Source organism: uncultured Roseobacter sp. (genome assembly GCF_947496515.1).
Lineage (GTDB): Bacteria > Pseudomonadota > Alphaproteobacteria > Rhodobacterales > Rhodobacteraceae > Roseobacter.
Genome location: NZ_CANMDB010000013.1, coordinates 1 through 25,440, shown reverse-complemented (window position 1 = coordinate 25,440; position 25,440 = coordinate 1). Strand labels below are relative to the sequence as shown.

General features: G+C 59.3%; 15 protein-coding genes. 6 read left to right on the top strand and 9 right to left on the bottom strand.

All coding sequences use genetic code 11. The annotated features are described in order from the left end of the window. Positions 1 to 43: 43 nt before the first annotated feature. From Q1A53_RS19070 to Q1A53_RS19055, 4 genes are read left to right on the top strand one after another with little or no spacing between them, the layout of a single operon-like run. On the top strand, positions 44 to 1,018 hold the full coding sequence (locus Q1A53_RS19070) for an ABC transporter permease (protein WP_299969489.1): 975 nt from the start codon (positions 44 to 46) through the stop codon (positions 1,016 to 1,018). Then, positions 1,015 to 1,896, top strand: a complete 882-nt coding sequence (locus Q1A53_RS19065) for an ABC transporter permease (protein WP_299969486.1) — start codon at positions 1,015 to 1,017, stop codon at positions 1,894 to 1,896. Before Q1A53_RS19070 ends, Q1A53_RS19065 begins: the two co-directional genes overlap by 4 nt. Further along, positions 1,893 to 2,876 (top strand): ABC transporter ATP-binding protein, encoded by a 984-nt coding sequence (locus Q1A53_RS19060; protein WP_299969483.1) that lies wholly within the window; start codon positions 1,893 to 1,895, stop codon positions 2,874 to 2,876. Before Q1A53_RS19065 ends, Q1A53_RS19060 begins: the two co-directional genes overlap by 4 nt. Next, the gene (locus Q1A53_RS19055) at positions 2,873 to 3,892 is read left to right on the top strand and encodes an oligopeptide/dipeptide ABC transporter ATP-binding protein (RefSeq protein WP_299969480.1); all 1,020 of its coding nucleotides are present in this window, start codon (positions 2,873 to 2,875) and stop codon (positions 3,890 to 3,892) included. The genes Q1A53_RS19060 and Q1A53_RS19055 overlap by 4 nt, the downstream gene beginning before the upstream one ends. A 287-nt stretch (positions 3,893 to 4,179) precedes the next feature. On the opposite strand, the gene Q1A53_RS19050 is transcribed toward Q1A53_RS19055, so the two are convergent. Genes Q1A53_RS19050 through Q1A53_RS19035 form a run of 4 tightly spaced genes read right to left on the bottom strand, consistent with a single transcriptional unit; the run spans position 4,180 to position 7,952 of the window. Continuing rightward, positions 4,180 to 4,941 carry an aldolase/citrate lyase family protein gene (locus tag Q1A53_RS19050; protein ID WP_299969477.1) on the bottom strand — a complete coding sequence of 254 codons (762 nt, stop codon included), beginning with the start codon at positions 4,939 to 4,941 and terminating at the stop codon, positions 4,180 to 4,182. Then, positions 4,938 to 6,434: a tripartite tricarboxylate transporter permease gene (locus Q1A53_RS19045; RefSeq protein WP_299969474.1), complete on the bottom strand. Its 1,497-nt coding sequence runs from the start codon at positions 6,432 to 6,434 to the stop codon at positions 4,938 to 4,940. The genes Q1A53_RS19050 and Q1A53_RS19045 overlap by 4 nt, the downstream gene beginning before the upstream one ends. Then, positions 6,434 to 6,916 carry a tripartite tricarboxylate transporter TctB family protein gene (locus Q1A53_RS19040; RefSeq protein ID WP_299969472.1) on the bottom strand — a complete coding sequence of 161 codons (483 nt, stop codon included), beginning with the start codon at positions 6,914 to 6,916 and terminating at the stop codon, positions 6,434 to 6,436. Before Q1A53_RS19040 ends, Q1A53_RS19045 begins: the two co-directional genes overlap by 1 nt. A 58-nt stretch (positions 6,917 to 6,974) precedes the next feature. Further along, complete coding sequence (locus Q1A53_RS19035; RefSeq protein ID WP_299969470.1) at positions 6,975 to 7,952, bottom strand: tripartite tricarboxylate transporter substrate binding protein; 978 nt, start codon at positions 7,950 to 7,952, stop codon at positions 6,975 to 6,977. 659 nt (positions 7,953 to 8,611) lie between these two features. On the opposite strand from Q1A53_RS19035, the gene Q1A53_RS19030 reads away from it, so the two are divergent. Further along, on the top strand, positions 8,612 to 8,770 hold the full coding sequence (locus Q1A53_RS19030; RefSeq protein ID WP_299969468.1) for a hypothetical protein: 159 nt from the start codon (positions 8,612 to 8,614) through the stop codon (positions 8,768 to 8,770). A 277-nt stretch (positions 8,771 to 9,047) separates the two neighbouring features. Here the strand turns inward: Q1A53_RS19030 and xrtE are convergent, their stop codons facing one another. The 5 genes from xrtE to Q1A53_RS19005 form a co-directional block, all read right to left on the bottom strand. After that, positions 9,048 to 10,676, bottom strand: coding sequence for an exosortase E/protease, VPEID-CTERM system (gene xrtE, locus Q1A53_RS19025; RefSeq protein ID WP_299969466.1), 1,629 nt, complete (start codon positions 10,674 to 10,676; stop codon positions 9,048 to 9,050). Positions 10,677 to 10,774: 98 nt separating this feature from the next. After that, on the bottom strand, positions 10,775 to 10,969 hold the full coding sequence (locus Q1A53_RS19020) for a VPEID-CTERM sorting domain-containing protein (RefSeq protein ID WP_299969464.1): 195 nt from the start codon (positions 10,967 to 10,969) through the stop codon (positions 10,775 to 10,777). Between the two features lie 174 nt (positions 10,970 to 11,143). Then, entirely contained in the window at positions 11,144 to 14,239 is a 3,096-nt protein-coding gene (locus tag Q1A53_RS19015; RefSeq protein ID WP_299969462.1) for an SdrD B-like domain-containing protein, read from the bottom strand. A gap of 2,351 nt (positions 14,240 to 16,590) precedes the next feature. Then, complete coding sequence (locus Q1A53_RS19010) at positions 16,591 to 17,088, bottom strand: glycosyltransferase (RefSeq protein WP_299969733.1); 498 nt, start codon at positions 17,086 to 17,088, stop codon at positions 16,591 to 16,593. Between the two features lie 15 nt (positions 17,089 to 17,103). Next, complete coding sequence (locus tag Q1A53_RS19005) at positions 17,104 to 17,832, bottom strand: glycosyltransferase (protein WP_299969461.1); 729 nt, start codon at positions 17,830 to 17,832, stop codon at positions 17,104 to 17,106. A gap of 544 nt (positions 17,833 to 18,376) precedes the next feature. Between Q1A53_RS19005 and Q1A53_RS19000 the strand changes: the two genes are divergently transcribed. After that, positions 18,377 to 23,137 (top strand): Hint domain-containing protein, encoded by a 4,761-nt coding sequence (locus Q1A53_RS19000; RefSeq protein ID WP_299969458.1) that lies wholly within the window; start codon positions 18,377 to 18,379, stop codon positions 23,135 to 23,137. The last annotated feature ends 2,303 nt before the right edge of the window (positions 23,138 to 25,440 follow it).

Below are 25,440 nucleotides of genomic sequence, written 5' to 3'. Positions count from 1 at the left end.
AGAAACGCTGCCCGGCCCATTTATTGGGGCAAAAGGACAGGCGATGCTTGGCTTTATCATCCAGCGCATTTTGCAGGCGGTTGGCGTCATGATTGTCATGTCGGTGATCGTCTTCTTTGGCGTCTACGCCATCGGCAACCCCATCGATATCGTCATTCCGCCAGAGGCGACGGTTGAGATCCGCGAGGAAGCAATCCAACGTCTTGGCCTCGACCGACCGCTTTACGAGCAATATCTCATTTTTGTCAGCAACCTGCTGCGAGGCGATCTGGGACGGTCTTTCGTTTATAACATCCCCGTTCTGGAACTGATCGGCGGACGGCTCCCCGCCACGCTGGAACTGGTGCTGATTTCTGTCGTCTCCGCAACGGTGATCGGCGTCACCCTCGGCATCTACGCAGGGTACCGCCCGGACAGCTGGATCGCCAAGACGATCATGGCGGTGTCGGTGCTGGGATTTTCCGTTCCATCCTTCTGGGTCGGTCTGATCCTGATCCTGACCTTTGCGGTGAACCTGGGCTGGCTGCCAGCTGGCGGGCGCGGCGACACTGTTCAGATCGCTGGTCTTGATTGGTCCTTTCCGACTATCGATGGGCTCTCTCATATCGTTCTGCCAGCCGTAAATCTGGCCCTCTTCAAACTAGCCATGATGATCCGTCTTGCGCGCGCCGGAACCCGCGAGATCATGCTGACGGACACCATCAAATTCGCCCGGGCAGCCGGTTTGTCGGAGGGGACGATCCTGCGCCGCCATCTGCTGAAGCTCATCTCCATCCCGATCATCACCGTGTTTGGGCTCGAACTGGGTTCGACCCTCGCTTTTGCCGTGGTGACGGAGACGATCTTTTCCTGGCCCGGTGTGGGCAAGTTGATCATTGACAGCATCGCGGTTCTCGACAGGCCCGTCATGGTTGCCTACCTCATCCTCGTCGCGTTTCTTTTCGTCACGATCAACTTCGTGATCGACCTCGTCTTTGCCTTGATCGACCCACGCGTCCGCCGCGGGATGTCGGCGTGAGTAAACAGAGCACACCGCTGCGTCTGTTCTGGGCCGAGTTTCGGGAAAACAGGATTGCCGTCATCGCGCTGGTCGTGGTTGTCTTGCTGATCCTGCTGGCTCTTCTCGCGTCCGTTGTGTCGCCCCAGAACCCTTATGATCTGGCGAACCTCTCGCTGATGGACAGCCGCCGCCCGCCGGGCTTTGTCGGCTCCGGTGGATATACCCACATTCTTGGCACCGACCCGCAAGGGCGAGACCTCCTGTCAGCGATTTTTTACGGACTGCAAATTTCCATCCAGATCGGTCTTGCGGCCGGGCTTGTCTCGCTCACCATTGGCACGTTTCTCGGCATCACGGCCGCCTATGTCGGTGGCAGGATCGAAGCGCTGATCATGCGCCTGGTTGATCTGCAACTGTCTTTTCCCGCAATCCTGCTCGCGCTTGTGATCGTGGCGCTTCTTGGTCAAGGCAAAGCGCAGCTGATCGGTGCCCTGGTGGCAGCCCAATACGCTTACTTTGCGCGAACTGCCTACGGCGCGGCCAAGGCGGAGCGGGGCAAGGACTATATCGAAGCTGCTGTCGCCACGCCCTTGTCCACGCGCCTCGTGGTGATGCGCCATCTGCTTCCCAACTGCACACCGCCCCTTATCGTCGTGGCCACGGTACAGATCGCCAATTCCATCTCGCTGGAAGCGACACTCAGTTTTCTGGGCCTCGGCCTGCCGGTAACGGAGCCGTCCCTCGGGATGCTCATATCGAACGGATTTCCCTACATGATGAGCGGTCGCTACTGGATCTCGGTCTATCCCGGTGTCGCGCTGATCATCCTGATCGTGGCAATCAACATCGTGGGTGACCAGATCCGCGATCAGTTCAACCCGAGGCTGCGGCGATGAGCGCGCCAGTCCTCAGCGTGCGAAATCTGCGCACCCATTTCTTTACCCGCGCGGGCGTAGTGAAAGCTGTCGATGGCGTCTCTTTCGATCTGTCCGCTGGCGAGATCATGGGGCTGGTGGGAGAAAGCGGGTCCGGGAAGACCGTGACCGGATTTTCGCTCTTGGGTCTCATTGATGAGCCCGGCCGCATCGTGGAGGGTTCGATCAAGCTCAACGGGGTTGAATTGACGAGCCTGCCGGACGCCGAACTGCGGGCGCGGCGGGGGAAAGACATTTCGATGATCTTTCAGGATCCAATCGCCACGCTTAACCCGATGCTCACCATTGGCCAGCAGATGAAGCTCGCTATTGATGCCCATGAGCGGCTTGGCAAACGGGCCGCGGAAGCACGCGCAGCCGAGCTGCTCACTCAGGTTGGGATCCCGTCTGCCGTAGCGCGGCTGCGGTCCTACCCCCACGAATTTTCCGGCGGGATGCGCCAACGTGTGGCCATCGCCATCGCCCTCCTGCATCGGCCCGCAGTCATCGTGGCCGACGAGCCGACGACCGCGCTCGATGTGTCGATACAGGCGCAAATCCTTTTCCAGATGCGCGATCTGGCCAATGAGACGGGGACCGCGTTGATCTGGATCAGTCACGATCTGGCAGTCGTGTCCAGCCTCGCCAAGAAATTGGCCGTCATGTATGCGGGTCGCATCGTCGAACAGGGGCCAACCGCCGCCTTGCTGCGCGACCCGCGCCATCCCTATACGGCGGGGTTGATTGCCTCGCTGCCCGCCATGGCTACTCCGGGCACGCCGCTCGTGCAGATCCCTGGTACGACGCCTTCCCTTTTATCACTGCCAACCGGCTGTCCTTTCGCACCCCGATGTGAGCTTGCCACGTCCGACTGCAACACCGAACCTGAGATCACTTTTGTAGGGGATCGTGGCTGGCGCTGCTTTCACCCGGTCAGCCACGCGCGGGAGCTGACAACATGAGCGCCTTTCTGACAGTTGATGATGTCAGCCGGGTCTTCGGCCCAAATCTGAACACGGGCGAAAAGATCGCCGCCAGACTTGGGGCGCAGGTCGAAACGCGCTCTGTCCGGGCTGTCTCGGATGTCTCGCTGACGGTGAGCAAAGGGGAAACCCTCGGGCTTGTTGGGGAGTCAGGCTGCGGCAAGTCAACTCTGGGCCGTCTGATGGCCGGCATTCTGGCGCCCACATCGGGAACCGTTTTGATCGACGGGGCGCCAGTCATGGTCAATGGCGTCAAAGCGACAACCCGTGTGCAGACCGTATTTCAGGACCCTTTTGCCAGCCTCGACCCCCGCATGAAGGTAGGTGATACAGTCAGCGAAGGCCCGATTGCCCACGGCCTGACGACAAGAGCACAGGCCAAGGCCTATGTTGCCGGGTGGTTCGAAAAGGTAGGCCTCGATCCTGGCTGGACTGACCGCTTTCCCCACCAGTTTTCGGGCGGTCAACGCCAGCGTGTCGCCATCGCAAGGGCCTTGGCCATGCAACCGGACATGCTGATCTGCGACGAACCTGTCGCATCGCTGGACGTGTCGATTCAGGCTCAGATAATCAATCTTTTTCTCGAACTGACGCGCGATCTGGAACTGACAACCGTCTTTATCAGCCATGATCTGTCCGTGGTCCAACATGTCAGCGACCGGGTCGCCGTGATGTACCTCGGCCGGATCGTTGAGGTGGGACCCGTCGCGCAGGTGTTCAACAACCCGGCACACCCTTATACGGATGCTCTCTTTGGATCCGTTCCGAAACTTGTGTTGGACGCCGATGAACTGGTGCATTTCGATACCATCACCGGCGAAGTGCCGTCGCCCCTCGCCCCTCCCTCAGGCTGCTATTTCCATCCGCGCTGTCCACTCGCAACACCGGTTTGCAGCAGCGATGTGCCTTGCATGCAGTCACTGCCGGACATGCGCACTGTCGCGTGTCACCATTTCAAAGAACAGTTTGCAAAGTCTTTCGGAAAGGCGGGCTGAGACCCTTGCATTAACTCAATAATTCAGCCGAGTCTTGATTTTCGAAGCTGAGCATGCTGCACTAGTCGCAGCTCAAACACCATCGCTTCCTGCGAGACATCACTATGAGCGCCGTTCGCCGGTACCCGCGCTAGCCAATTCGGATCAAGACCCTTTAGATCTCTCGGCCGAGCGTGACGCCACCGTACATGGCATGACAGTGCGTCAAATGACCCCTGATCGTAAAGCCAGTGCGGACTTCTCAAAGCCCGCTTTTAGCGCCCTGCAAAGAAGCGTTTCACCCAAACCTAGAGCCAATCCGGATTCATCAGATCGATGTCGGCGCGCAGGGCGGACATGGCAAAGCCGATCTCGGACCCCGCGATCACCAACTGAAAATCTTCGCTCAACAGGTCTTGGGCGGATTTGCCGTCTCGGGGAACTGTGCCCAGCGGCATGCCGACACGACCGGCGGTTTGCCGGATGTGATCAATGGCGCTCTCAACCTCGGCGCAATCGGTCTGCCCGAGTTTTCCGTAGCCGCCCGACATGTCATATGGCCCGATAAAGAGCATATCGACCCCTTCGACCTCAGCCAGCTCAGCGGCGTTTTTGACGCCGATCGGATCCTCGATCTGTAGCATGATGGTCAGGGCATCATTGGCCGTGTCGGCATATCCCTGCGCTGTCCCATAGCGGCTGGCCCGGATATCGCCCGCGAACCCGCGTGTGCCTTGCGGCGGATAGCGGCAGGCGGCAACGGCAGCGCGCGCTTCCGCTAATGTATTGACAAGCGGGACCATGATCGAGGTAATACCCATCTCCAGCACACGTTTCAGCAGCACCGGGTCATTGGCCGCCACCCGGACCATTGGGTGCCCGCCTGCGGCCTCGATCGCACGCGCCATATGGGCGGTGGTCTCAATGGATGCGGGCCCGTGCTCATTGTCGATTAACAGGAAGCGAAATCCGGCATAGACGGCGGCTTCCGCCATGGCGGGTGATCCAGCCTCTAACCAGAGCGCGCGAGTTTTGAGCCCGTCGGCGAGGCGGTGTTTCAATGGTGTCATGAGGTGGCATCCTGTCTGGTGGCTGTGCCTCGAACGGCGCGGATGATAAGAAAGCTCCAGAGTGCGAGCGTTGCGATACCCAAGACAGCTGCCACGGGCCGGTCAAAGAAACCCATCACGTCGCCTTGGGTTTTCAGCATGGTGATCAGGAAGTTTTTCTCGATCACCTTGCCAAGGACGATACCGAGGATGGCAGGCGCGATGGGAATGCCGTTTTCCTCCATCAGGTAGGCGAGAATTCCGAGGGCCAGCATGATCCAGACCGAAAAGATCGTGTTATCCACGGCGTAGGATCCCACGATGCAAAAAATCAGGATGATCGGCATCAGGATCCGCGTCGGCACGGAGAGCGCATGCCGCGCCAGCCGGATCGCGATCATGCCCAGCGGGATCATGACCAGATTGGCCAGCGCGAAAGCGAGAAAGATCGCGAGCACCAGCGTTCCATCGGTCTCGAACACACGCGGGCTGGGCGTGATGCCCTTGAGCATCATCACACCGATGGCGATGGCCGTGACCGTGTCGCCCGGGATGCCGAAGACCAGTGCAGGCGTCCAGGCGCCCGCCACAGCGGCATTGTTGGCAGCCCCTGCATCGGCGATCCCTTCTGGGTGGCCGGTTCCGAACTTGCCCGGTGTTCTGGAGAACCTCTTGGACAGGCTGAACGCCACCCAGGCTGCAATATCCGCCCCCGCCCCCGGCAGCGCGCCCAGAAGGTTGCCGAGCACGGATGAACGTAGGATGTTCTTCCAGTAGACGCGCACGGTGCCAGCCATCTGTTTTGAGAGATTGCCGATTTTCGTCACCGGTGCCCTCACGTCGAGATCGACCGTCACCGAGCGCAAGACCTGCGACAGGGCGAACATGCCGATCATGGCTGGTACGAAACTGACCCCATCGAGCAGGTTCATTTGCCCGAATGTGAACCGCGGGTGGCCAGTCGCGATGTCGATCCCGACCGTGGAGATCAGCAGGCCGATCAACAGCGACAGCGCGCCGCGGGACAGGGACGCGGAGGAAACGGCAACCGCGGCAGTAAGCCCGAGACAACCGAGCCAGAAGTACTCGACTGATGAGAACTTGACGGCAAAGGCCGCCAGTTGCTGCGCAAAGACTGCCAGAAGCAGGACCCCGATGAGCCCGCCCAGCGACGCCGTGATCAGCGACGTCCCAAGGGCAACCTCACTTTTGCCCTGCTTGGTCAGGGCGTGAGCTTCATCGACATAGGCGGCAGAGGCAGGCGTGCCGGGGATGCGCAGGAGCGCACCGGGGATATCGCCCGCGAAAATGGCCGTCGCCGACGCTGTGGCGATGGCCGCAACGGCAGGGACCGGATCAAGGAAAAAGGTGATCGGCACCAGCAGCGCCACGGACATGGTGGCCGTCAGCCCGGGCACGGAGCCTACGAACAACCCGAAAACTGCCGAGAGCAGGATGGTGAGCAGCACATCGAACCGCAGAACCAGCCCGAGGGCTTCGACCAGTTGCTCCATCAGATCAGCAGCTTTTCAATGATGCCGCGCGGCAGCGGAACCCGCAGCCCGACCGAAAACCCGAAATGCAGCACAACGGGCAGCGCAACCGCGACCCCCATGCTGAGCCACAGCGGGTTGGCCAGTAACAGCAGAAGCCCCAGGGTGGTCACGAAGATCGTCAGCATGAAGCCCAGCACCGGCGAGGCAACGATGTAGAACACCACCGCCCCCAGAATGCCGAGCGCGCGCAGGACGTTGATACGGACGCGCATCCAGTCCGGGACGGTCACCCAAGGCTCGTCCGCGCCGGCGCGCGCATCCACGACCCCCCGCACCACCATACCAAGGCCACAAAGGGCGATACCGGTCCCGATCAGGGTCGGAAAGAACTCCGGGCCGTACTGCATGCCCGCCATCACCGGAAAGGTCTGCGCATGCAAGGCGATGGCCAGGCCCAAGACCAGCATGATCAGCCCCAGAAACAGGTCGTTGATCCTCATGTCATTGCCTTTGAGAGCGGAACGCGGCGGGGCGCACGGTGGCACCCCGCCTCCGGATTTACTTGGCGATGCCAATGGCTTTCATGGTTTCACCCAGGCTGTCCGACGTTGTCGCCATCATGGAGGCCAGCTCCTCACTGCCCATCTTGACCACATCGGAGCCGCGCGACGCCTTGAAATCGGCCCATTCCTGCGTCTCGAACGCTGCCAGCGCGGCCTTTTCGTAGGAACACGCGATCTCAGCATCCAGGCCTTCTGGGCCGGAGATCGTTATGAAGGCCGCCAGGGTCCAGTTGCTGTCCAGCGTCTCGGCGGTGGTCGGCACATCCGGCAGGGCCGCGTTGCGCTCGGAGTGCATGTAGGCCAGCGCTTTCAGCTCACCGCTGTCGATCAGCGCCTTGCCTTCGGAAAGCGCGGGCGAGGCCACATCTACACCACCCGCGATCAGCTCCTGCATGGCAGAGGCCGCGCCATCCGACGGGATCCAGCGGATCGCCTGGGGATCCATGCCTTCGGCGTTGAGCATGCCCGCCAGTGCCAGATGCCAGATCCCGCCCTGAGCGGTGCCCGACCCGGTCAGCGATCCGGGGTTTTCCTTGGCACTGGCCAGGAGCTCATCCAGCGAATTAAAGGGCGAATCCTTTGCCACAAGAATGCTGGCCGGCACGATATCGACCAATGCGATGGGCGTGATGTTGGTATGGTTCAACTCGGTCAGGCCGGCATGATGCATCGTGGTGATCTCGACCGTGGCCGAGCCGACGGTGTAGCCATCGGCCTCTGCAGTGGCGATGGCCGAGTGCCCGACAACGCCGTTGCCACCCGTGCGATTGACCACGTTGAAAGGCTGACCCATCTGCTGCTCCAAAAGGCTGGCGAGCATACGGGAATTGGCATCCGTACCGCCACCGGCTCCCCAAGGAACGACGTAAGTGACGGGGCGTTCGGGCTTCCAATCACATTCCGCCAATGCGGGTGCGGCCGCAACGCAAGCTACTGCTGCCATCGAGGTCAGCATCATGCGGGTGTATCTCATTATTTTTCCTCCACTATCGTTTCTGCCGATGGCGTCATCGGCCATCGGCCCTCCTGCACTCGTTCGGGAGTGCGACCGTCGTCTCGCGCATCCGGCCTTGACGGCCGGTTGTCCGTTCATCCGGCGAAAAGAGGTCTGCGCGCCCTCCCCTCGATCAAACGTAGCCGAGCCATCCCTCGGACGTAAGGTTCTTGTGCTGAACAGCGCGTACTATTTTTGCCGGGGCGTGAGCGATCCTTTGATGATCGCGGATGCACAAGCCAAACCGGACGTTCAACCAGAAGCCATGGACGTTCCAGCGAGGGCGAGCGTTGCAGGTCCGGGACTGATTGAGCCACTGAGCGTGGCGAGGAGCGTTGGTGGAAGCTTCACGTGAGGGTACCGACGATCCTCCCCTCATCATCTTCAGCTTTATGCAAGCACCTTGGCCGGTTCTCCAACTTCGGAGACAGACGATGAAGAGAAACCGTTAAAGCGAATAGCAGATGATTGGCGTTTCGACAGAGTATCAGGCTTGGGCTTGGCGCGAAGGAAATGTGCCGCAAACCGGGGATCCTTTGACTGGCACGTCATTACGGAGCAATGACCGGGGGGGGCTGCGATTTTCTACAAACAGCGATCCACGGACGGCGGGCTATGTCGCATGACCCAGAGTGACCGTGTCAGATAAGACAACGCTGAAGGCACTGGAAGCGAAGAATGCGCAGCTGAAGAGAGACGGTCCGGTGGAAAGCTTCAACGGAAAGATGCGCGGCGAGTGCATGAGCAGATACCTGGTCCCGTTTCTGCGCGACGCCTGCGGCACGATCACGGCATGATACCCCGAATATCACCACGACCAACCTCACTCCAACATCGCTGCTCTCGCATCAAACCAACACGCCACTCGGCCAAAATAAGACCAAAACCTGAACAGAGCTAACCTATAAGCGCGGACTCTGTGGGAGCGGAGCAGAGCCACTGTTCCTAAGGGCCGTCAGTCAGACGCATGCACCATGATAGCAGCATGAAACCCTCGCCTTTGCCGCTCCCATCTCACGACCCAGGCGATCATGACACATCACGAAGACCAAACTCGCCGACCGTTCGCCACGCTCAGATCACGGCGAGATTGCCCGTCGCGACAGCGAAGCCGAATACGATGGCATTGGCAACTGCATGAGCCAGGATCGCATCGACCAGGCGACCCCCGTTGCGATGGGCTGCCCAGCTGAACAACAGACTGGCCACAAAGGCTTCGATCCAACGGCTGTGAAGCGCAGCGAACAGCCCCGCAGTGACGAGAGCGGCCCCAAGCTTCCAGATCAAGCCTTCACCATGGCGCAGTCGTGTTTCCAGATAGCCCCGGAAAAAGAGTTCTTCGATCAGCGGTACCAGCAGCACTGTTCCCGCACCGCGAAGGACAAACCATGCCACCAGCATCCCTCCGGTCAATGCACCATAGGGCGGTGTCGCGTCGGTGCTATCGACCGGGATGGCAATCCACATCGCCCCGACTGCAGCACCAACCCACAGAGCGGCAGGATCAACGCGCCAAGGTAAGCGCAGATATAGCTGCCAGAACAGCGCCACAGCGGCTATCATGGCCACGACGCGCAAGGGATAGACCACCCCGGGGCTCTGGCTGAAAGCCTGCGCCGGCAACGCGCTCAGCATGAAAATGGCAAAGGGCAGGATCTGCGCAACCACGGGATCCTGCAAAAAGGGCAGCGGGGGTCGCACGGCCTTGGGGCCGGTCTGGGGACCGGTAACCGGAACGCGCTGCAGCCATGGAATCGTCTTTGCGAGCGCCACGATACCGAGGGCGACAAGCGTGAACATCAGCCAGCCAGCATGGGAATGAAACCCTCCTACGGCGAGCTCGGGATTGCCCTCCAGGCCGATGATCAGCAGGATGGCAATCCGCAGAACATTGAAGAAGGCGGAGGTCAGGATCCCCACCGGATAGAGGAGAAGCGCCCGCGGAAAGCGAAGGTCCTTGCGGAAAAGCGCGAGGTAGATGGTGATGAAGAGGCTGACGAGCACGATCCCTTCGATACCTGAACATTGGGGTGCCACGTCGATGTAGAAGGGGTCCTGCCCGATGACCTTGCGGGTCACGTCGGTGTAAAGATCATAGCCCAGCCATTCGACCGACCACGATACCAGCGTGAAGGTCGTCCCCGCGATGGTGTCAAGCTGCCAGAGCGGCCGGATCAGCGTTGCGAAAGACGGCAGGCACGCCCCCGCAATCACAATCGGCGCCAGCGTCCCTCCCTCTTCGCGGATGAAACGGCTCCACCGCGGCAACGGGGCCAGATAGAGGCTAAGCCCGGAGAGCAGAAGCACCATGCCCAGAAACCAAAACCCGAAACTCAGCGGCATGACGTATAGCCCTGCCCCGTCCTTTACAAAGAGGACAGGAACCAGACAGACCGCTGCGCCTAGCACATTGACCGCGAGCGGCCAGTTGCGAGCGCCCGCCACCTGAAAGAGGGTACGCAAGCTATTGGGCCGCAACGTTGCAAAGAGGACGAGCGCGCCCAAGACACAGTAGAGCGCCACGAGCATGCCGCTTGCCCCCGCGCAGGCCCATTGCGGCCAGTTATCAAGGCAAGTGAAGCGGATGCTGTGCTTGAAGATCGTCCCGATGACGCCAAGCTCCACCACCAGCAGCGCACCCGCCAGGATCAGCGCATAGCGGGGGGGAGAAGCGGTGCCGGTTGTCACGTCCGTCGAAGCCATTGGTGCACCAGGATAACTACTTGAACCAAAAAGAAAGCCTAAAGGGGCAAGCCCGCCCTGCGACAGGGCGGGCTTGCCGGGTTTTTGCAAGCCTGGGCTTACACCGCGCGACGGCGGCGCTCCCACGCCAGCAGAACGATGGCCGCCAGAGCGGCCAGGGCTGCCGTGCCTTCCAGTGCGGAAATTTCCGGCACAGAAGTTACGCAGACATCACCCGGCTTGCTGCCGCAAGCCTGTGCAAATGCCGGCGCGGAAAGCACCGATACTGCAGCTGCTGTCAAAAGTGTCTTCATTGAAAATCACCCTCGTTACCTCCCGCCCTCTATTGCGCCGGACAGGATTGTCTTTTGGGACGGCGCTGTCCCGCGATACACCAACTAGGTTGGCATTCTGCCGCCGCGCACCCGGTTGTGATGCAGCGGCGGTCCTTCCGGCGCAGGACGCCGGAAAGTATCTCATGCGTATCTTCAGCAGATACATTCATCCCACAGTATCCCGACAACGAACGGCTGGGTGTGGCCTGCCGCGTCGCTGTCGGCGGTGGGGTCGATGTACAGTCCAACCGTGTCGCCTTCGCCAACCATGAAATCCTGACCATTGGCGATGGCATCGTCGAGGATTTCCTGTGCCCGGGACTGCTGTCCGGTGCCTGCCTGAACGAATACGATATCATCCGTGATACCCCAGATCGCGCCCTGGACTTCGCTGTCGGTATACCCTTGATCAGCGTAATCCTGATTCAGGATGTAGTTGATCATGTTGTCGAGCTCGGTCTCGTCGATGTCGGCATTCGTGTCGGCGAGCGTGACACTATCCGGCGCGCTGCCCAGAACACTGTCGTCGTCCAACAAAGAAATCGTACCGGTCAGTTTTGGCGCCGCCGTTATGTCGGTACCGTTTTCCCCGCGCACGATGTCCTCGAAGGCACCCACACAGTAGGCTTCGGTGAAGACCACATTGTCCAGACGCGCATCACCGTCTGCATCCGTGAGCAACAAGGTGAAGCTGTCAGACGAAATGGTACCAAGGCCGCCGTCGATGATCTGGAAACACACCTCATCGCCGAGCGGCAGGCTCGCTTCCAGTTCTTCGAAGGTCTCGTAGGCGCCGCAGAAGGTGACGTCGATGGTGGCCGTTACCGCAGCACCGTCACTGTCTTCGACCTTGACCTCGAAGCTTTGCGTGGCCTCTTCGCCCACGCCGAGGTTTTCGTATGCGGTGCTGCCGTCAAAGATGAACTCATCATCTAACGTCAGCGTCACATCGACACCGCCGATCGTGACCGTCTGACCCGCCGTGATCGCCAGACCGCCGATCATTGTGATGCCGACAGAAGCGCTGTCCGGGTCCGAGAAGTTGTCCGAGAAATCAACCGTGATGGTCTCGGGCGCACAGCCCTTGCCCATGTCATCCGTCACATCCGGGTCCTCGTTCGGTGCAAAGACACCCGCGTCATTGTCCGGCGTATCCTGCCCTGCCACGACCACGATGCCACCGATGCTCGACATGCCGTCGCCAAGATCCACCGCGTCGCTGTCGATGTCGTCGGAGACGTTGCCATCCACATTCTGCGTCGTCAGCACCTTACCGGAGACCGTGTCGGTGAGCTTCACGCCGTAGGTGCCCGCGACCAGCCCGGCGAAGGCGTAGTTGCCGCTTGCATCGGTGCTCGTGGTGATGCCGGTGCCGTTGCCGGCCGCGTCGAGCAGCTCGACCGTCACGCCCTCAACACCGTTGCCCGCACCGTCGTTGTCCAGACCGTCGCGGTTGTCGTCACAGAAGTAGCGGCCCGAGAGCGAGCCTAGTTGCTCGACCACACCCGCGTCGTTGTCCGGCGTATCCTGCCCTGCCACGACCACGATGCCACCGATGCTCGACATGCCGTCGCCTAGGTCTGCCGCGTCGCTGTCGATGTCGTCGGAGAGGTTGCCATCCACGTTCTGCGTCGTCACCACCTTGCCGGAGACCGTGTCGGTAAACTTCACGCCATAGGTGCCCGCGATCAGCCCGGCGAAGGCGTAGTTGCCGCTCGCATCGGTGCTCGTGGTGATGCCGGTGCCGTTGCCGGCCGCGTCGAGCAGCTCGACCGTCACGCCCTCAACACCGTTGTCCGCACCGTCGTTGTCCAGACCGTCGCGGTTGTCGTCGCAGAAGTAGCGGCCCGAGAGCGAGCCGAGCGGTGGTTGACCGGGCACGTAGCACAGATCGTCAATCGCGCCGGAGCCGTCCAGCTGCACATCCATCCGTACGACATTGGCGACATCCACGACCAGCTGGCCGACACCGCCGTTGACGAGTTCCGGCACGTCGAAAGTCTGGGTGGATCCATCCGCCAGCGTCAAAGTGACGGTGCCACCTTCTTCGGTGTCGATGAATTTGAGATCGAAAACCGAAGACGGGTTGTCAAATTCAAAGGTGATCTTGCCGCCGATTGCGTCATCTGGATCGGAGCTGTCACCATCCTCGGAGACGATCAGGACATTGCCGAGCTGTGCGACCTGGGTTTCGAGATCGCCGTCGCCGCCTGTGGGGTTCTGGCTGTCAAAGATCATCGCGTCGCCGGAACCGCCCATGGCAGAGATGGTGATGCCGTCCAGCTGATCGGTCAGCACCGCGCCCGCGGCAAAACCTTCGAAGTCCAGCTTGACGGCGCCGGGCGTGTCGCATTCCTCAAACTTCACCTGCTCGAACTTCACTTCGTCGATCCGGACGAACTCGCAGTTGTCTTTCCAAGCGCGAAGCTCGACCGTGTCACCTTCGGCGATTTCCAGACCGTTGAGCGTGAATTCCGAGAAGCCACCGTCGTTTGACCCCCCACCATCTCTGTCGCGGTTCAGGACGATGGTGTCCTGTAACTCGCCGTTGACGAAGACCTTCAACATTGACGCCCCGTCGGTTTCGTCCTGAACGCAGACAGTCAGATTGTAGACACCATCTGTCCCACCGAAATGGGTGGAAAGCTTGCCGTCATGGCCCGAAATCTTTACCAGTTCGCCGCCGGCAGCATGCGCACCGTGGACAATCTGGAAATTGTGCAGGTCGAAGTCCTCAGCCTGGACGGTGTAGCTGCAGGTAACGTCGTCAAACTCCCATGTGGGCCCGGAGGGCACTGGATCAGCGCTGAGAAGGTCGTAACTGATGCCGTGACCGGTCACGTTATAGCAGCTTTCAAATGTCAGTTTTGCACCCGCCGGTGGGACCTCGCCGACAAAGGAGAAAAAGTCGTCTCCCCGCCCGGCTGCATTGTAATCCTCGATCTCGATCTCAGCGAGTTTGTAGGTCTTGCCCTGCGCGTCGCGCAGGATCCAGATCTGCTCGATGTAGATATCTTCGCCATGGATCGCGTGACCATTCACAAAGGCCTCTTGTGAATGATCTGTCGCGTCGTCCCCGCGGTCGCCGCTAAGCCGTCCATCGTGATCCTGCGCGCCCAGCTGCGTGGTCGCGGCGCCCGGCATGACAAAGGAGTCGCCATGGCCCAGGTTTTCCTGATGCGGATTATTGCTGTTGGCAATCAGATCCGCTTCCCGAAATGCGGACCAACTTCTTGTTTGATATGTCATTAACTATCCCTCAGACGACAAGGGGTTTCTCCCCTTCTTTATTCACGCAATCGCGTGCCCAACTGGTTGAGCCTAGATCGAAAAGGGTCACAGATGGCGCAGCCGACCGGCTGTTCAGGTGAAAACAGAGTTCTTATCCAAAAATTCGAACTCGGCTCAAATTTTCTACAAGGACAAAATTGCCGCCGTACTACGTTGAATTATTGTAACCAAAAAAAGTCGTTCTGTTTTGTCTCACTTCGTTAAACCCATTCCGTGAGCAGTGTTAGCTCAAACCTCACCGAAAATGATATGTAAATGTTAACGAATTTTTGATTTTTGTCAGCACGTCAGTGAAATATATAGTAGAATCAACGTCTTGAAATTGGCCAGCAGGACCGCTCAACATGGCACTATTAGGTATCAGCGGTGATCCGCCAGTGCCACCTCGCTCTTTGATCCATCACTTGACCACGTGATTCGGCGAGTAGGAACGGCCACCGATCATGGGTCGGACAGTGCTGTGATAGCCCATGCACTGTCGCGCTGGTAGCGGTACGCCACGCCTTGGTGGCGTCGTTCACAGACGCGCAAATCGCGTTGGTGCTGAATCAAGCTGAGGACGACACATCAGTTACAAACATATACGAGGCATCACCGGATGGTCGTGCGCCGAAATGGGCACTCACGTCTTGAGCCTCACCAATGGTCGGCCTCGGTGGGTCATCCTAAAGGCCAAGCTCTTCCACACCGGAGTTCAGCGATAGATCTCATTTCCCTGGTCGTCTAATGATCCTTGTATCGCGCTGAGGCGTGTGAGCAGAACTCCTCGTCTCTGCGTAGTATCGCCCGGACAGCATATGTACTCGCCAGTGTGCTCGAACCAATGGGGTACAATGGCTCGGTATTGGCAACGGCGACGAGGGCCCGGTTCATGTTGAGTCGTCCGCGGATGGAGTTGACCCACCTGCTGCAGGCGTCAGTCCGGCCTTGCGACACGCGGATGACTGTACGGGCTCCGTGGATCAGCAATGCTCGGAGAGGTTCGTGGCCTCATTTGCTGATGCCCATCAAAAGGCGTTTGTCGCCACTGGACTGCTGGCGCGACCTAAGGCTTACCGTCATGCGAAGGCCCCTTCGTAGCGTGACGCAACCATGTGCCGACGGTTCTTGAACTCTGTACCATCGCTAACCACAGCAATCGCCGTTAGAGGCCCTACACCGGATATCTGCGCGAGTTTTTGACAATCCGGGTTTGCCCAGAAGATCTGGTCGATACATTCGTCAAAGGCTTTGGTCCGTATATTCGAGTTGCAACATGAACTCGAACAGATCAGCGAAGATCTCGCAGGTCATCTCGGTCAGTTCGTTCGAGCGATCTTCAAGAACCTCCGGAATGCACTGCCTTGCCAGGCCGAACGTCAAAGGGATGGTGAAACCTCTGGCGAGCAAGAGCTATTCGATGATTCACAAGGTGACGGCGTGCGCGATGTAGGATCTAACTGTTTTGTTGGCCTGCATGCTCGAGCGCAATAGGTTTAAAGGGCGCCCCCGGAGACGCTCCAGCGGTGTGTTTCAGCTCTGAATATGCGAAGCCCCGGGCGGGTTGACCCCAACCGGGCGGTGCCCGATTTCAGCACGCGGTGCCGTCACATTGCCCGACAGGCGATCCGCAAGGCAAATCTGCCGAGAGGGGTCATGACGCACTGCCCGGTCGGGCAACAGACAGCGCCGCGGTTAAGCTCGAAGGTGAATGACACGCCCGCAAGCATCCCTCTCGTCGAAACGGCGTGGACTGTCTCGCAGAGGGTGAATTCAAACTATGGGTCTACTGACCGGCAGAGTATTGCGCAGAATTGTCCCGCGAGGTTGGCGCAAGACCCACCTAAGGATCGACGGGAAAAATTTGAGTTTCGCCCATGGAATAGGAAGCACGGCGATCAACCTATTGGCGAAACGGAGTTCCGCGGAATGCCTGAATACTCACCGGTTCATGGGTCTAAGCGACGCAAAAACAATGATGGAGGGCGGGCGAAGAAACGGCAACGAGAGTGGGTCCTGTAGCGCGATTGGGAGCAACCCTCCGATCTTGCTGATTGGCAGCTTGGGCATTGGCGAGCCGCTCTGAGTTAAACGCCCGAAAAATCTCCAACCGGATGATCTGATCAAAAGGAATAGCTCAACACCATCTGGTCCGCTATAGATCGGTGATCGGGGAACAGGGGCTCGGCGAAAGATCCTGTAGGGAATAGGTTGACCCTCGGCTTTTGCAGCGGAGCCGTGCAATGGTGATCTTGACGCCAGTCCCACTCCGCCACGCCTCTGACCAGATGCCAGAACTACAGTGCTTGTTTTGCCGTTGGCCCGATTACTCAAGCCGCCGAACTGACGCGGTGGCTGAGCAAAGACACCAGCCGTTCCTTGATCGCCTGATGGCACATTCCTGCATCATAGTTTTGCTTTGCGAGGTTTCGGGCGGCCCGTCCCATCCGACGGGCGCGCTCCGGGTCGCTCAGATGGGCAAGGACCGCGTGAGCAATCGCGGGCGCATCATCGGCGGCCACAAATTGCGCAGCCTTTGGATCGGGCACGACCTCACGGACGGGCGCGACATCACTCACCACAAGCGGGCAGCCGGTCGCCATCGCCTCGATCAACGACCAAGATAAGACAAACGGACGCGTGAGATAGACATGTGCATCGCTGCGTTGGAGAAGCTTTGCGTAGCGAGGTTTGGGGAGATGCCCCAGGAAATGTGGGCGGTTTAGGTCAAACCTATGATCTTTAATAGCTTTTTCTTTCCAGGTGATGTTTTCGCCGGGTGGCGGCTCGTAGTGCCAGGTATCATTCCCAGCGACGACAATGTGGATATCGGGCCGACTTTCCTAGAGGCGTGCGGCCGCCGCCATGAAGTCAGGGAAGCCGCGCGTCGGCTCCATCCCACGGGTCGCGAATGTGACCACGGGTGCGCCGGGCGGCAATCCCTCCCACGTAAAACCCGTCTCTTGGTGCGAGGCCGGTCGAAAGTCGTGACAGTTCACCCCGTCATGCTGCACAAAGAGATTATCCCTTACAAAGTCAGGCAGTTGGCGCGCCTGAAACGCAGTTGGGGTGATCACAAGATCAGCCTGCCGGAAATCGAGAAGGAAAGGCAGATTTTTGACCAACGTGCGCGCCGCCTCGTCCACAGAGTACTGCTCGATCTCACCGGCTGCGGCATCGACAGGTGGAAACCGGTACCACCACTCAAGATACTGAACCAACTTTGCATTTGGCCAGACCACACGGGCAAAACTGCCCGAGCCCCAACCGGAATGGGCCACAACGATATCCGGCCGAAACCCCTTTTTGCTGAGCGCGATGCCCAGACGCGCAAGAGCCTGACCGTTGAGCAGCGCCCGCTCCGTTCCTTGCAAATAGACATGAGACGCTTTGGGTTCACGGGCCCGGCGATATCTCACCACCGTCATACCATCGCGTTTCACCGGCTTACCGGGCACGAAGCTCTCATGCGCGGTGGCAAAAACAACGCGCCAGCCCTGGCCTGCCAAGAACTTGGCGAACGCCCCGAACTGCGCCGGAAAGTTTTCGTGGATGAACAGTACCGAGTGCATAAGGGAAGCTCTTTTTCCCTCGTCTACGTCAATCATCCTAAAAATTGACTAAAGCCGTTCAGCGCGGCGACGGATGGCCCTCGTTGGTCAGATCATGAGTGCCAAACAGGCCTGTTGGTTCTTGTAGAGCAGAGGCAGACACCCTCTCCTACGCGCATTTTCTTGGTAAAGAAAGCGAACCCGCAGCTCAGTTTCGGCACCCGCACTTCGAGGGGGGACGGCCGGCGTCGCCAGGGCAACCGGAACGCGGGCGCCCAAATCATGATGACCAAGCGGTCAAGGTCAGACACGGGTATCGGCGTCACAGCTCGGCAACTGGCCAGGCAAACGGTTCTGACAGAATGCCACAGACAGAGCTGCTACTTGCCCTGCATGCTTAACGCTACCTTATAGCATTTGCTCTGCGAAGCGCGCGACCGCCAAACTCTCGATGCCATGAACGGAGGAAGCGTGCTGTGAACGCTAGTAGGCAAAGTATTGCGACGGCAGGATCCTTCGGTATCAAACCCCTGCCCCACCCAAACCCCGAGATGCGGTAGCGCTGATGGCCACGATGAATTCAGGGCTTGGCGGCGCGTGCGGATATGGCGAGCAAAGCTTTAAAACCACCGGTGTTGATGTCTCGGTTGACAATGGCGGTGGGCCGTATGACGACAGTGCCGTTCAGGTCGATCTGACATCGGTTTTTGGCCCGGACGGGCTAAACTACTTTGGCACAAACTACACGGACGTCTGGATTAACTCAAACGGCTTGCTCACCTTTGGGTCGCATGACACGGCATTCGAGCCAAGCGGAATCACCGGGCTGGATCACCCTGCTATTGCGGCGTTCTGGTCGGACATCGACATAGATAAGGGAGGCGACATTTACTGGGATGTCGACCCCGCCGCCGGGACCATCACTGTCACCTGGCTGGATGTGCGACCCTTCAATGGGGACACCGCAACCAACTCATTCCAGGTGGTTTTGACAGATCAGGGTGATGGCAACTTCGACGTCGACTTCATCTACGAGGATATCACCTGGTCGGACGGCGGGTTTGGCGCGGCAACTGCGGGCGTCACCGACGGCGGTAGCAATGATTTCGAGGTAGCAGGATCCGGCAACGATGCCTCCGTTCTGGCTTGGGACACCACCGACTTCGATGGCGCCGGTCCCGACCCCGCGGGCGTCTTCTCCCTGAACGTGACGGGCGGCGCACCTAGTGTGTTCTCAGTGGACGGGACCGACGGCGATGACGTTATGGGATCCGGTTTTGTCGATCTTGAATGGGATCTGCTCTCCGGCGGAGACGAGTTGATCAACAGCGGCGCCGGTAATGACTATATTGATGGTGGCGGCGGCAGTGACACGATCATCGGTGGCACAGGCGATGACACCGTCGATGCGAGCGGCCTGACTGGCGGCGTCGATGTCACCTTTTCAAGCAATGCGGCAGGCACGATCACCGACGGCGCCGATACACTCGATTTCTCGGAGGTCGAAAACCTCATACTCACCGGGTCGGCGGACAGTCTGGACGCGGCAACAGATCGCGATGGTATCAACGTCGATGCAGGCGACGGCAACGATACAATCACCGCCGGTTCTGCAAGCGATACCGTCCTCGGGGGCGCGGGCAGTGACAGGATTTTCGGAGATCATCCCAATACCTACGAAGTCGCCGCCTTTCGCATGGGCACCGATTTCACGCTGAACTCCGGTACTTTTGAGGGTGGAGGCGCGGGAACAACCCTCACCATAAATCAGGCAGGAACCGCCTTTTTCATCGACGACAATGGTGAGATCGGCGGTGACACCACGAATGAAACATTTGCCGATAGCGGCCAGCGCGTCCTTGTCGATGGGGTGGCATATGAAGTCCTCTACGATGACCGCCTGCAATATACGAACGATGTCACCGGCGACACTTACACCTTTGCGGTCCTCGACGTGGATCTTGATGGATCGGGTCGGTCCGATGAGCATGGCGAGGATGGGACATATCTCATCCAGATCGCGGGACCTGCCGTACCGGATGGCGCAAACCTGACGGTGCTGGACGGCAGTCTGAACAACAACCCCGGGCCACTCGACCTCTCTGGTTTCGAAGTCGGCGGTGACGATGTGCTGTCCGGCGGCCTTGGTGACGATACGATCTTTGGCGGGCTCGGCAATGATACCATCACGGGTGGCGAGGGCTTTGACAGTATCGAGGGGGGCGATGGCGATGACTATATTCTCGATGGTGAAGGCAACGACACCGTTCGGGGCGGGGACGGCAACGATACGATTGGGGACCCCGGCCCTGGTGGCAGCGGCAGCGACGATCTCATCTTTGGTGATGCGGGCGACGACTCAATCTACTTCGGAAACGGGCAGGACACGGTCGATGGCGGCGACGACGCGGATTACCTTTTTGGCGAGGGGTCGGAACGCGGCAAAACGATCACAGGTGGCGAAGGGGGCGATGACAGCGATACGCTGAGCTGGGCTATCGAGAGCGATGCCACAGACGCGATCAGCGTCACCTTCAACAGCGATGAAGCCGGCGCAGCTGTCATCCGGGGCCAGACAGTCACTTTCTCGGAGATTGAATTCCTCGAAGGGACACAAGTCGACGATACCTTCGATGCGGGTCTGAGCACGGGCGGTGTTCATGTCAGTGGCGAGGGTGGCGATGACCACATCATTGGCGGGACGGGTGATGATACGTTTTTCGGCGGTCTGGGTGGCGATACGATCTCGGGCGGCGACGGTTCCGACTATATCGACGGTGGCGACGGTGATGACTTCCTGACGACGGGCCTCGGGAACGACACGTTGATCGGCGGTGCGGGTAACGACACGCTGATGAACTCTGACGGCGATGACAGCCTGGTCGGCGGGACAGGCAACGACAGCATCATCGCGACCGGCGGCGATGATACGCTGGACGGCGGTGCGGGCGATGACACGCTGGACGGCGGTGCGGACAATGACAGTATCACGGGTGGTGCGGGCAGCGACCGCATTCTGACCGGCACCGGGGATGATTACGCAGACGGCGGCGATGATGCGGACACGTTCGTCGTCGAGGATGGATTTGGCAACGATACGATTGTCGGTGGAGAGGGCGGCAACGACTTTGACGTGATCGACCTGAGTGCCGTCACCCGGCCGGTCACCGTGATCTACACCGATGCCGAGACTGGTACCATAACCGATGGCACCGATACGATCAGCTTCAGCCAAATAGAGAGGATCATTACGACCGATCTTGCTGATGTCGTGGATGCCTCCACGCAAGGCGGGACGACCGGCATCGACGTCAGCACGGGCGACGGCAACGATACCATCACTGGCGGAAAAAACGCCGATACAATTGACGCCGGAACAGGTGATGACAGCATCGAGGCCGGTGCCGAAACCGACAGCATTCAGGCGGGAGCCGGCAACGACACGATAGACGGCGGTAGCCACGACGATACTATTGACGGTGGCTCCGGCGATGACTCAATTCTCGGCGGTACCGGCGACGACTCCTTGGATGGCGGCACGGGCTCGGACACCATTGACGGCGGCGAGGGCCACGACACGATTGAAGGTGGCGATGCCAACGACTCCATTATTGGCGGCGACGGTCAGGACAGTATCAGCGGTGGTGACGGCGCTGACTGGATCGATTCCGGTGACAGCCACGACACCATTTCAGGCGGCGACGGTAACGATACGATTTTCGCAGGCGTCGGGGTCGATACCGTTGACGGGGGAGAAGGCGACGACAGCATTTCAGGCGGGGACGGCCACGATGATCTCCGCGGTGGTGTGGGTAATGACTTCATTTCCGGTGGATCGCTGAACGATACGATAGACGGCGGCGCGGGAAATGATGTCATTGAAGGTGGCACAGATCGGGATTTGATCACCGGGGGTGACGGCCATGACACGATTGATGGGGGGGCAGACAACGATACCATCAGTGCAGGTGACGGCAATGACAGCGTTATCGGCGGGAGCGGCAGCGATACCATAGATGGCGGGAGCGGAAACGACACGCTTGAAGGTGGCAGTGGCAACGACCGCCTGGAAGGTGGCAGTGGTACGAACAGGCTGATCGGCGGCGAAGGCGCGGACACCCTGGACGGAAGTGACCCGTCAGGCTTTGACATCGCGGACTACAGCTCGTCCGCGTCAGGGGTCAACATTGATCTCAGCGATGGGTCGGCCGAAAGCGGCGGCGACGCGGCGGGCGACACGCTGATCGACATCGAGCGGATTGACGGATCCGGTTTTGACGACACCATCACCGCTGACGACTCTGGCCAAGAAATCGTTGGCGGAGACGGCAACGACCTGGTGACCGTTGGTGCAGGTGATGATTCAGTCGAGGGAAACTTCGGGGACGACACTGTCATCGGTGGCGCGGGCGACGATGTCGTTGAAGGAAACGATGGCGATGACCTTCTCACCGGCGGGACCGGCGATGACACGTTCGTCTATCTGGAGGGCGAAGGCGACGATACGATCACAGACTTCAACTTCGGCAATTCGGGGGGGCTCGGCGATGGGGATAACACCAACAACGATTTCATTGATCTCTCCAATTTCTACGATAACCTGTCGGAGCTGCGTGCTGATTTCGATGACGATGGATTTCTGAACCAGTCGGACGGCGCCGACTACAGTGACAACGCGCGGTTTCAGAGCGGCGACAGGCTGACTTTTCAAGGCGCGAACCGGCAGAGCTTTACCGCAGACAACACCGGAGTGGTCTGCTTTACATCCGGCGCAGCAATCAAGACACCCCACGGTGATGTCCTGATCGACGACCTGCGCGTCGACGATTTGGTCAGCACCATGGACAACGGGCCGCAGCCCATCCGCTGGATTGGAAAACGATATGTCGGCGCGGCAGAACTGGCTCGAAACCCCCGGATGCGCCCGATACTTATTAAGAGAGGCGTGATGGGTGTTGAACGCGATTTGTTGGTTTCCCGGCAGCATGGCATGTTGCTTGGGGACGCGCTGGCCCGCGCGGTGCACCTGATCGGTCATCCCGGTATCCGTGTCGCAAATGGAAAACGTGGCGTGACGTACATCCATCTCATGTTCGAGATGCATCAAATCATCTTTGCAGAAAGCGCCCCGTCCGAGAGCTTTTACCCGGGGTCAGTTGGTCTCAAAATGATGTCCTCAGCTGCGCGGATGGAGTTACTGGAGATGTTTCCCGAACTTGCAACCAAAGGCTCCAAGCCTTCAATCGCCGCGCATTACGGACCTGTCGCAAGAGATTTCGCCCCGAAGTGCAGTTGTGGACCCGCTGAAAACTGGCCTCAAATGTAAAAGCGGACCACCAGGTTGGCCAGAGTTTTACCTTTTTAAATGTATTGGGCAGTGCGGATCGTCCTCTGATCCAGGGCGGCAAACCGCGACGGTTTGTGCCGCTGTCGTGTTGGTCCAGACGGGCAAACGCCTACCAAGGGCAGCGGCTCGAGTGATGGCTTTTTGGCGACCAAACCCAAACCTTTACAAGAACAACGCGCTGACGAGTCGTTCGGGCCGAGACGCGCTCTTCGGCGATAGCGGAGAAGATCCGCTGTAAGGGATTGCGGGTGCCGATCTTCTTTCCGGTGGTGACGGCAATGATAATTTGATTGGGAGCCAGGGTGGACGAACTCCAAGGCCGGAACGCAAATGACCAATTCCACAAGGAGCGAGGAGATGGCGTACTCTTCGTCTGTGCGTTACACGGTCCATTGATCGGCAATTCTCATTGCACCCCAATTAATTGGAGATCACAAAAAATCCTTTTATCTTCAGTATGATAGCTGATATCCAACGGACTCAGTACCGTGTGGATGTGCTATGGCAAGGGATGTAAAACCGACCCAGAATGCCTTGAACCCTCACATGATCAAAAATCAGCGTTCGATGGTTGCGGCCTTTTCAAACCGGGTGAGTTGGATGTCTGTCCGGGTTCATAATTCTCTGTGAAGTCTCTTTTTTGCGCCTCATGATGGCGTTTGGTGGCAGACCGTCTCTCAATGTACAGTCCGGAGTCGTGCGCCCCATGCTCTCACGCGAGAGTTATCCGAACTTCGTCCCGTTGGGACTTGGCATCCAGCTGCTTCCGGCAGGGGTTCAGATCAGGCCATAGCCTCCTTAGTCCGTCAACGGCCGGGTTTAATCTTGCAGAGCGTCAGCATCAGCACGGCGATGTTGCCCGCGGTTGCACCGCCCGTCTGAACGGCTCAGTCTTTCAGCGGTGAGACTTTTTTCGCCTGGCCTATCAAACAAAACGCCACGAAAAATAGCCCGCGCATCGCGCTGTAACCGCGTTTTGACGCACGCCCTGATCAATCCACCTCTCTAGATCGCTGTCGCATTGGCGTCCATCTCAGGAATGCGGTCGCATAGGATGTTCGCTTGAACCAGTCATGATCATCAGACCGCACGCGAAGGGATGGACCTTTGCCCCTCTTTCCACTGCTTTATCTAGATCGTCTGTCGCCGGGTATGGGCAGGAATCGCGCACCGAACCGGATCGCGCTTACTGACCATCGCAATTTGGTCACGTAACGCCTGCGCTGTCGCCCCGGGCCGATGCCCGTCAGTCGTGTGCCGAAGGTTTTCGGGATCCAGCAGTTGTTTCCGTCCAGATCCTTTCGAGGTCGTGTCAGTCGTTGTCGGGCATCGATAAGAGGCTGCGGGGCCGATCAGCGCCTTCGCTGCGAATATGAACCGGCCTTTGTCAGCCGGTGCAGGCCAGCTGAGCCAGCTCCTCCGCGTCAGCATGTCTTGAACCGCCCTTATATGCGCATCAATGCAAGTTGCCGGGAGACCCGGCCCGACGAGACCTGGCAGAAGCCAAATCGACAACTGCCCGCTGTAGTGCCTGATGGGGGCGGGTTCGATCTGCCGCGTGCGAAAACAGCCCGCCACGCCTTCGGGATCAGCAGGACACGTTCCGCGCTCGGTTACGTTACAGCTCACGTCTACGGACCCGCTGGGATCCTGGTGGCGAAGGTCCGTCGCTCTTCGCCATGGATCTTAACGGGCAGACGGACGCGAGTTGGGCGAAGGACGTCGAAGTGTGTGTTGATCGCGGCCATGACCGCATCGCGATAGGTGTTGGCTTGGTTCAAGGCGGTCTCCGAGCGGCCGTAGATGCTATCCCTGAAGCTGCGCGAGATGGTTCGGCACTGGCGTCGCAGTCGGGTCTGCCAGCCTTGCCGGTCGGGATATTGCTTTGGCCGCTTGTCGAAGATCGCCGGTCGGCTCGGAGGGTTGAACACCCTCTCGTCCGCTGGTGCGCGCAGGGTTGGGGACGGTGCTTTCGGGTGTCATGCGCCGACTTCTTCGCCTCGGTCGCGCATCGTGATCCCTCCACGCTTTGACTGTGTTGAGTAAACGCGCGCTGATAGCAATGATGCGCGAGATACCGCCAACAAGAGGCAATGAAAGGCCTGTTTTGCGCGGCTGTCTATACGCCTGCTGGCTGCGTTGGTAGCACTGTGCAAGTGGTTAACGATATCGATATGCGTGGGGTGACTTTATGAACGCCGCTTCCGATTTCCTCCAGGCGGACCGCATCCTGCGCATCGCAACTCCCTTGGGCGAAGATGCCTTGCTGGCGGAAAGGCTCA